Source organism: Arthrobacter glycogeni, from assembly GCF_054511155.1.
Genome location: NZ_JBTNDE010000007.1, coordinates 136,438 through 144,489, shown reverse-complemented (window position 1 = coordinate 144,489; position 8,052 = coordinate 136,438). Strand labels below are relative to the sequence as shown.

At 59.1% G+C, this 8,052-nt stretch carries 8 protein-coding genes; 7 read left to right on the top strand and 1 reads right to left on the bottom strand.

From position 1 onward, the window contains the following. The first annotated feature begins 833 nt into the window (after positions 1-833). The 7 genes from ACX80O_RS07005 (at position 834) to ACX80O_RS06975 (ending at position 6,180) form a co-directional block, all read left to right on the top strand. Complete coding sequence (locus tag ACX80O_RS07005) at positions 834-1,580, top strand: hypothetical protein (RefSeq protein WP_459308797.1); 747 nt, start codon at positions 834-836, stop codon at positions 1,578-1,580. Then, positions 1,580-2,035, top strand: a complete 456-nt coding sequence (locus ACX80O_RS07000) for a phage holin family protein (protein ID WP_459308799.1) — start codon at positions 1,580-1,582, stop codon at positions 2,033-2,035. The genes ACX80O_RS07005 and ACX80O_RS07000 overlap by 1 nt, the downstream gene beginning before the upstream one ends. Then, positions 2,032-2,688, top strand: a complete 657-nt coding sequence (locus tag ACX80O_RS06995; protein WP_459332980.1) for a DUF3618 domain-containing protein — start codon at positions 2,032-2,034, stop codon at positions 2,686-2,688. The genes ACX80O_RS07000 and ACX80O_RS06995 overlap by 4 nt, the downstream gene beginning before the upstream one ends. Positions 2,689-2,740: 52 nt before the next feature. Further along, positions 2,741-3,208: a DUF4383 domain-containing protein gene (locus ACX80O_RS06990; RefSeq protein WP_459308803.1), complete on the top strand. Its 468-nt coding sequence runs from the start codon at positions 2,741-2,743 to the stop codon at positions 3,206-3,208. 93 nt (positions 3,209-3,301) lie between these two features. Then, the gene (locus ACX80O_RS06985) at positions 3,302-4,384 is read left to right on the top strand and encodes a fatty acid desaturase family protein (RefSeq protein WP_459332979.1); all 1,083 of its coding nucleotides are present in this window, start codon (positions 3,302-3,304) and stop codon (positions 4,382-4,384) included. Between the two features lie 36 nt (positions 4,385-4,420). Beyond that, positions 4,421-4,876, top strand: a complete 456-nt coding sequence (locus ACX80O_RS06980; RefSeq protein ID WP_459332978.1) for a MarR family winged helix-turn-helix transcriptional regulator — start codon at positions 4,421-4,423, stop codon at positions 4,874-4,876. A gap of 455 nt (positions 4,877-5,331) precedes the next feature. Beyond that, positions 5,332-6,180: an alpha/beta fold hydrolase gene (locus ACX80O_RS06975; protein ID WP_459332977.1), complete on the top strand. Its 849-nt coding sequence runs from the start codon at positions 5,332-5,334 to the stop codon at positions 6,178-6,180. 819 nt (positions 6,181-6,999) lie between these two features. Here ACX80O_RS06975 and nrdF read toward each other — a convergent pair. Then, positions 7,000-7,974, bottom strand: coding sequence for a class 1b ribonucleoside-diphosphate reductase subunit beta (nrdF, locus tag ACX80O_RS06970; RefSeq protein WP_459308808.1), 975 nt, complete (start codon positions 7,972-7,974; stop codon positions 7,000-7,002). Positions 7,975-8,052 lie beyond the last annotated feature (78 nt).

Genomic DNA, 8,052 nt, shown 5'->3' with positions numbered 1-8,052 from the left:
GTGGGGTTGCGATCTCCTGGCACCCCCAGACGATACGGCGAAAGCACTCCCCCGCCCCCCCCCCCCGCCATTCAGCAGACCCGGAAAGCGACGACAAAAGGGGGACGCGTGCCTGTGGGGTCTCTTCGGCCTTCTTGGTCTGGCGGGCCTGGCGGGCCTCAAGAAGAACAAAAAGGATGACCACACTCGCATGGGCACTGCTGGTGTAGACGATTCCAGAAGTCCCGGATACTGATTGACCTGGTTCGCCGAGTCTGCAGTAGGGATTGACAGCGCATTGCTGGACGAGGGCTACCGAGTTGGGTGCGGGTGCTCCGGCGGAGTTGGCGAGAGCCCAGAATCAGCTCGGAAGACTGCAGTGAATACTGCCTGCACCCAGCGCCGCCCTCATTGTCTTGGGAGCCCAACAACGAGTATTGCGCTCAGCGGACATTTCCACGCGACGCTGACTCGACCCGAACGCAGGGTCAGACCCTCCAACCTAAACCCCATCGAATCAATAAAAAACCGGTTGAGCACACGGTCACCAGCGTGGATCTATTCATCGCCACCGCGAACACACCCAGACGACAATCGACGACATTCCAGCTCTTGCGAAGAACTGATAAGCGTGCTTATCTTTAACTGTAAAGCTAAGCATGCTGTTCTTCCGGTAGTTAGGGCCCCGGGCCCCACCGGCAAGCGCACCAGAATCTTGACAACTTGTGTGGAGTAAAGAATGGTAACGTGCCGCGAGCACCAGCCGCCTTCTCGTACACAATCCGCGTCATACCGAACGCCACACCGATAAGGCCGGGTTTTCCACACTCGGCCCCGTACCAAAGGAGAACACTATGAGTACCCAAAATTGGTCGGAAGACCCGGTCATTCCCGTACCGCCTACGGAAAGGGTCGGCACCTCAGGCAGTGCTCAGTCGTCATCGACCCAGGCGAAGGATGAAGCAAAAAATCTTGGTCAGGAGGGTACGGATGCGGCGAAGGGAGTCGCGCAGACCACTGCTTCCGAGGTGAAGAATGTTGCCTCCGAGGCAGGCACCCAGGCGAAGAACTTGCTAGGCGAATTGGGCTCGGATTTGAAGAGTCAAGCGGGAGATCAGCAGCAGAAAGTCACCGAGGGCTTGCGGGCGTTGAGTGATGAACTGCGATCCATGGCCGACAAAACTGAGGACGAAGGGCCGGCAAAGCAGTTGGTGCAGCAGGCTGCTGATCGAACGGGATCCGCTGCCGGTTGGCTTGAGGGCCGCGACCCGGGTTCGCTGCTCAATGAGGTCAAAGGTTATGCTCGGTCCCATCCGGGAACCTTCTTGGTGATGGCCGCTGGCGCCGGACTCGTGGCAGGGCGTCTGGCCCGAAATCTGGGCGGATCCGACGGTTCCGGTTCAGGCAACACTTCCGTTGGTACCCAGAGTGGGCCACCATCGCAGACGGCGATGACGCCGCCAGCTGGAACACGGATTCCGGCCCATGCCGCCCCCGCGGTACCTGATACGCAGGTACTGGATCCGGCAGATACCTATCCGACCATCGCGCCGGGAACACCACCAATCGGCGACCTTCCCGGCCGACGAGAGATTCGCTAATGAGCTACCCACCAACAAGCGGCTCATCGTACACCCCTGGGCAACCGCCCCCCAGCGAGGCTCACGAAAAGGCCGAACACGAATCCTTGGGCAGCCTCCTAGGCGAGGTCAGCCGTGACATTTCTACCCTGATGCGCCAGGAACTGGAACTCGCTAAAGCTGAGCTCCGCGAAACCGGTACCCAGGCAGGTAAGGGCGCGGGAATGCTCGGCGGCGCTGGGATAGCAGGGCACTTTGTTCTGCTTTTCCTGTCTTTGGCTCTGATGTGGGGATTGGGGGATCTGATCGGTCTCGGTTGGTCCTCGGTCATCATTGCCGTGCTGTGGGGCATTGTTGCCGCCGTTCTTGCCTCCAAAGGCAAGAAGGAACTCAAAGCCGTCCGCGGAATGCCGGACACCGCTGAGACCCTCAAAGAACTCCCTCCCACACTGAAACCAGGTGAACACACTCCATGAACAAGACACCAGAACAAATCCGCGCAGAAATCGAATTGACCCGGGCCGACCTCGGAACGAACGTCGATGCCGTGGCCGATAAAGTCAACCCCTCCAATATCGCCCAACGTCAGACAGACAAAGTCAAGGGCGCCGTCGGTAACGTAAAGGATAAAATCATGGGTTCCGCTGACAACGTCAAAACTGGAGTCATGGGATCAGCCGGAAATGCCGGAGACTCCGCAAAGTCCGCAGTCCACGACGCCGGTAACGCCGTGCACGACGCGCCCCATCAGCTCAGCGATAAAGCCAAGGGCAACCCCCTTGCCGCAGGACTGATTGCCTTCGGAGCCGGCATGCTTATCGCGTCGCTGATCCCAGCAAGCGAGAAGGAAAAGGAAGCCGCGTCAGCCCTGAAGGACAAAGCACAGCCGCTGACAAGCGAAATCACCGGGTCCGCCAAGCAGGTCATGGAAGACATGAAAGAGCCGGCCCAGGAAGCAATGGATTCCGTCAAGGAAACAGCAACTGAATCAGCTCAAACAGTCAAGGACGAAGGTACCGGCGCCGCCTCCGACCTGAAGGATAAGACACAGGACGCAAAAGACAACATCCAGTCCAGCCAAACTGCCGGCACTGAAACCAGGAGCCCCGGGACCAGCGGCCCCATCTAACGCCCGCCAGGATCCAAGGAATCCGAACACAAATTTTCTCTAGGAGGACATCATGACCGCCCATAGCAATCAGGTTAATAGCACTCGCGAGAAGACGACCATGCAGAAAGCTGCAATGACTATCGGGGCGGTGTTTCTGCTAGTCGGCATCCTTGGCTTCATCCCCGGGGTCACCAGTCAGATGGACCAAATGGACATGGCAGGACACGAGTCCGAAGCGTTTCTGCTCGGAACGTTCCAGGTTTCGATCCTGCATAACATCGTCCACTTACTGTTCGGCGTCGCGGGATTGGTCCTTGCCCGCACCTATTCGAACGCCAAAAATTACCTCCTCGTTGGAGGAGTGATTTACCTGGTGCTCTGGATCTACGGGCTAGTGATTGACCAGAACTCCGACGCTAACTTCGTTCCGTTGAACGACGCGGATAACTGGCTGCACCTATTCCTCGGTGTCGCGATGATCGGTCTGGCCCTGATCCTCAGCCGGAAGCGGGAGCACGACACCGCCAGCCGGACCTAAAGCAACGCCAAACCGTCGGGGTCCCGCTCACCACCAGGACCCCGACGGTTTCCAGCACCGACCGTGGGGGTCTCGTCCACTAAGGAACAACCAATGAGTATTGCCGCCCCTACCCGTAGTGTGCGCGTTTCGAAGCCTAACGACATTGTCGCCTCCTATTCCATCCTGCTCAAGCAGGTGCGCAAGGAGGGGCTGCTGAACCGTCGCCGCCGATACTACGTCTCGGTCTTCGCCGTGCTGGCGCTGACCATGGGCGCCGCCTGGACCGGATTCGCCCTGCTCGGTGACACCTGGTTCCAGTTGCTCATCGCCGCAGTGCTCGGCATCGTCTTTACCCAGCTAGCGTTTCTGGCCCACGAAGCGTCCCACCGGCAGATCTTCAAGACCCGCAGCGCGAACGACTGGTCCGGGCGGATCCTGGCAGCCGGCGTCGTCGGCATCAGCTACCAATGGTGGATGAACAAACACACCCGCCACCACAACGATCCCAACGTGCTGGGCAAGGACCCCGACATCGAGATCGACACCATTTCCTTCATCGAAGAAGACGCCGCGAAAGCCAAGGGCCTCCACGCCTGGATCACCCGCCGCCAGGGCTACCTCTTCTTCCCCCTACTCACCCTCGAGGGACTGAACCTGCACGCCAAATCCATCGGCACCCTGTTCCGCCCCGGAGCCGTCCAGGGCCGCTGGATTGAACTCGCGCTCCTCGCGGTCCGGTTCGGCGCCTACCTGGGCGTCCTGTTCTGGTTCCTGCCCGTCGGCATGGCGTTTGCCTTCATCGGCGTGCAGATGGCCGTGTTCGGGATCTACATGGGTGCGTCCTTCGCCCCCAACCACAAGGGCATGCCGATCATCCCGAAAAACAGCAAACTCGACTTCTTCCAGAAACAAGTCCTCACCTCACGAAACATCAAGGGCGGAACGTTCGTCAACAACGCCTTCGGCGGGCTGAACTTCCAGATTGAGCACCACCTGTTCCCGGACATGCCACGCCCGCACCTGCGCCAGGCGGCCCTGATCGTCCGCGAACACTGTGAACGCCTCAAAGTCCCCTACACCGAGGTCGGCGTCGCCGCGTCCTACGGTGCAGTGGTCTCCTACCTCAACCGGGTAGGACTCGCAGCCCGCGACCCCTTCGACTGCCCCATGGTCAACAAATACCGGCACCAATAGCCGACCGGCTATTGAGCAAATAGGAGTTTCGAAGCGATGCAGGAGCTGGACTTGGATCAATGGTCAACAAACCGCCTTCTGCTGACCGCTACCCGGCTCGTAGAAAACGCGTGGAACAAGGAACTCGCCATCTTTGGGATAACTCACGCGGGGCTGACCGTACTGCTGGTGATTACCCTGCAAGGCGCGGGAACCCAAGCTGACATTGCCCGCCGCGTCCGGGTCCAAACACAAACCATGACCAGGATCCTGGACAATCTCGAAACCGGAGGCTTCATCTCCCACTCTCAACCTGCGGTCGAACAAAAAAGACGGCTATTCACCATCACCCCTGCAGGCAGTGACGTCATTCAGTCAACCACTGGAACCGAGCAAAACATTCTGCCGCTAGGCGCGCCCCACGACCGAAACGTACGCCACTATCTACAGCAAACAATTGTTGAGCTGACTCGACGTCACCACCGGCATTCACAGAAATATCTGTTGCCATGAAAAGTTCAACCGCAGTAGTGCCACAGGACGCGCCGCCAGACACGCCCTGACCACCGGGCGCAATCACGGCCATTAAGTGACAGTTATCGTCCGCGATCCCCCCCAAACTTCCGAAATCCACTACCACGTCCCAGGGTACGGCCGGTGCGCCTATGTCGCGGAGCATTGCATCCATAGCGGCGTCGACACGAATTCAGTTTGGCCTTTCAGACTCCGGGTGACCGACTACAGCGAACTAGTGCAGCACTGCCTTTTGTGGACGAATTCGTTCTCTGACAGGCAGATTCAGGCCTTCGTCTGGTGGGCTTCGACATTGGCGCGGCACGACGGCGTGCGGTTGCCGGAGCATGCACATATTCCCATTAGTGTTGCGAAGGTTACCGGCCAGTAGCTATCGTTTGTGCGGTGCATGCTCCCGTCCGGGGAGCTTCGATGATACGAAGAGGTTTCAGCGCATGCCCCACCGTTTTTCGACATTCCTTGCCACTCTGGCCCTGCTTGGCGGAAGCCTAGCCGGGGCGCCGCCTGCCACAGCCGATACCGAGGACATTTCCCCGCCCGGCGCGAACAACTGGTCCTGCCAGCCGAGCGCCGAACACCCGTACCCCGTCATCCTCGTGCCCGGAACGTTCGAAAGCATGCTCAAGAACTGGTCCACGCTCTCTCCGGTCCTCGCCGGGCAGGGTTACTGTGTCTTCGCCCTCAACTACGGCACCACCAACAACATCGATGCCACCGGCCCGGTAGCTGATTCTGCCGCGGAGCTTGGCTCGTTCGTCAACGCTGTGCTGGGTGCTACTGGAGCGGAGAAGGTCGATCTGGTCGGCCACAGCCAGGGCGGCATGATGCCGCGCTACTACATCGGGTTCCTCGGCGGCGCCAAGAAGGTCAACCACCTGGTCGGAATCGCTCCCTCCAACCATGGCACCGAGGGACTACTCGTGCCTGCCGATGAGGACCCGTCGCTCGCTGCGTCTGACTCCAACTCCCTCTGCCAGGCATGTTCCGATCAGCAGGCTGGTTCACCTTTCCTGACTGAGCTGAACTCGATCGGTGACACGGTGAATGGTCCGTCGTACACGGTGATCAGCACGAAGTACGACGAGGTTGTAACGCCGTACACCAGCCAGTTCCTCGACGGGCGAGCTCAGCAGGTCACCAACATCACCATTCAGGACAAATGCGCGCTGGACCTGGTCGAGCATGACCAGGCTCCCAACGATCCGGTGGTGCACCGGCTGGTGTCTCATGCTCTTGCGCAGGAGGGCCCAGCGGATCCGACGTTCCAGCCGCGCTGCCTGTAGGCGTTCCCGACCCAACGCACTCCGGCAGAGCCACAGCCGAGTCAAGGCGGCTCAACTTTGGTTCAACACTGGAGTGAGGCGGAGTAGTGTGCAAAACGCTCAATTTGGGCGCGTCGGCACCAGACCTGCTCTAGCTGGCCGACAAGCACGAGGGGACCATCAAGGCTGACGAAGGGCTGTGCAATGTCACTTTCAGGGAGGGTGACTCCTTCCGCCAAGCTCACTGCTCACTTGTTGGTCGGCTCATCCGTGGGATGTCCGAATGTGCCGGTCAAGAGAAGCAGTTCCTGGCAACCCTAAAAGGCCTCCAACCCACAGTCCGCTTGCAGGCTTCGGGCATGACATCCGATGACGCCCCGAGGTCAGCTACCTGGGCTCAACCGCCGACCACGAGAAATTCTAGGCTGTCAAAGCCCCGCCGAGCAGCTCGCGAGTCTCCTCTCACCACCGACAGACTCCTAAACTGTTGCAACGACCGCTGAAACCTGCCGCCGTCACAACGGCTCAATTTTCCGACCGCCACCGAAACTACCCGCCATGGACCGAGTTCACCCTCTGAAGGAACAGCCCCGCCACGCCGTCGCCGAACTTTGACTGGACAGATTGGGCCGACTGCACCCTCTGATAGATACTTGGAACCTGTTGAGAACTGCACGATACAGTTGGCCAAACTACCGTAGAAGGTGGCCATTTAGGGTGGGAAATGGCCACCTTCTGTAGAATCTCGCACGCAGCTCGGATACGGGACTGAATCGATGCGCGAACCGCCACCTCGTCTCCGACCTCACAGAAAAACTCAGATCAGACATAGACAGCAGACTAGAAGTCCCAGTCGTCGTCCTCGGTGTTGACTGCCTTACCAATCACATAAGACGAGCCTGATCCGGAGAAGAAGTCGTGGTTCTCGTCGGCGTTCGGTGACAGCGCCGACAGGATCGCAGGATTCACATCGGTGACCGACGCCGGGAACATGGCTTCGTAACCGAGGTTCATCAGCGCCTTATTGGCGTTGTAGTGCAGGAATTTCTTGACGTCCTCGGCCAGGCCGACGGAGTCGTAAAGATCGTGGGTGTACTGCACTTCGTTTTCGTACAGCTCGAACAGCAGTTCGAACGTGTAGTCCTTGATCTCCTGCTTCCGCTCAGCGGTCTCCTTCTCGAGCCCCTTCTGGAACTTGTAGCCGATGTAGTAGCCGTGAACAGCTTCATCGCGGATGATCAGACGGATCAGGTCAGCCGTATTGGTCAGCTTCGCCCTGGAGGACCAGTACATCGGCAGGTAGAAGCCTGAGTAGAAGAGGAAACTCTCGAGCAGCGTCGACGCCACCTTGCGCTTCAGGGGATCGTCACCGCGGTAGTAGTTCATGACAATCTCCGCCTTGCGCTGCAGATTCTCATTCTCCGTCGACCAGCGAAACGCCTCGTCGATCTCCTTGGTGGAAGCCAGCGTGGAGAAAATCGAGGAATAGCTCTTGGCGTGCACCGACTCCATAAACGCGATGTTCGTGTACACGGCCTCTTCGTGCGGAGTGATCGCATCGGGGATCAGGCTGACAGCGCCAACGGTGCCCTGGATCGTGTCCAGCAGGGTCAGACCCGTGAAGACGCGCATGGTGAGCTGCTGCTCGTCAGGAGTCAGCGTCGCCCACGACTGCACATCATTCGACAGCGGCACCTTCTCCGGCAGCCAGAAGTTGTTGACCAGACGATTCCAGACATCCACGTCCTTGTCGTCCTGGATGCGGTTCCAGTTGATTGCCTCAACGTGGCTAAGCAGCTTGACCTTCTCGGTCATGTCATCCCCTAAATGGTGGGTTAGTTCCTAGATAAAGCGTACGACGACGGGCGAGGACCCGCCGTCGTACCCAAGCAA

What these genes read in the sequence shown, in the direction of transcription:
- ACX80O_RS06995 (WP_459332980.1), top strand. Translation starts at nt 2,032, where the DNA reads ATGAACAAGACACCAGAACAAATCCGCGCAGAAATCGAATTGACCCGG.
- nrdF (WP_459308808.1), bottom strand. Translation starts at nt 7,974, where the DNA reads ATGACCGAGAAGGTCAAGCTGCTTAGCCACGTTGAGGCAATCAACTGG.
- ACX80O_RS06980 (WP_459332978.1), top strand. Translation starts at nt 4,421, where the DNA reads ATGCAGGAGCTGGACTTGGATCAATGGTCAACAAACCGCCTTCTGCTG.
- ACX80O_RS06975 (WP_459332977.1), top strand. Translation starts at nt 5,332, where the DNA reads ATGCCCCACCGTTTTTCGACATTCCTTGCCACTCTGGCCCTGCTTGGC.
- ACX80O_RS06985 (WP_459332979.1), top strand. Translation starts at nt 3,302, where the DNA reads ATGAGTATTGCCGCCCCTACCCGTAGTGTGCGCGTTTCGAAGCCTAAC.
- ACX80O_RS07000 (WP_459308799.1), top strand. Translation starts at nt 1,580, where the DNA reads ATGAGCTACCCACCAACAAGCGGCTCATCGTACACCCCTGGGCAACCG.
- ACX80O_RS07005 (WP_459308797.1), top strand. Translation starts at nt 834, where the DNA reads ATGAGTACCCAAAATTGGTCGGAAGACCCGGTCATTCCCGTACCGCCT.
- ACX80O_RS06990 (WP_459308803.1), top strand. Translation starts at nt 2,741, where the DNA reads ATGACCGCCCATAGCAATCAGGTTAATAGCACTCGCGAGAAGACGACC.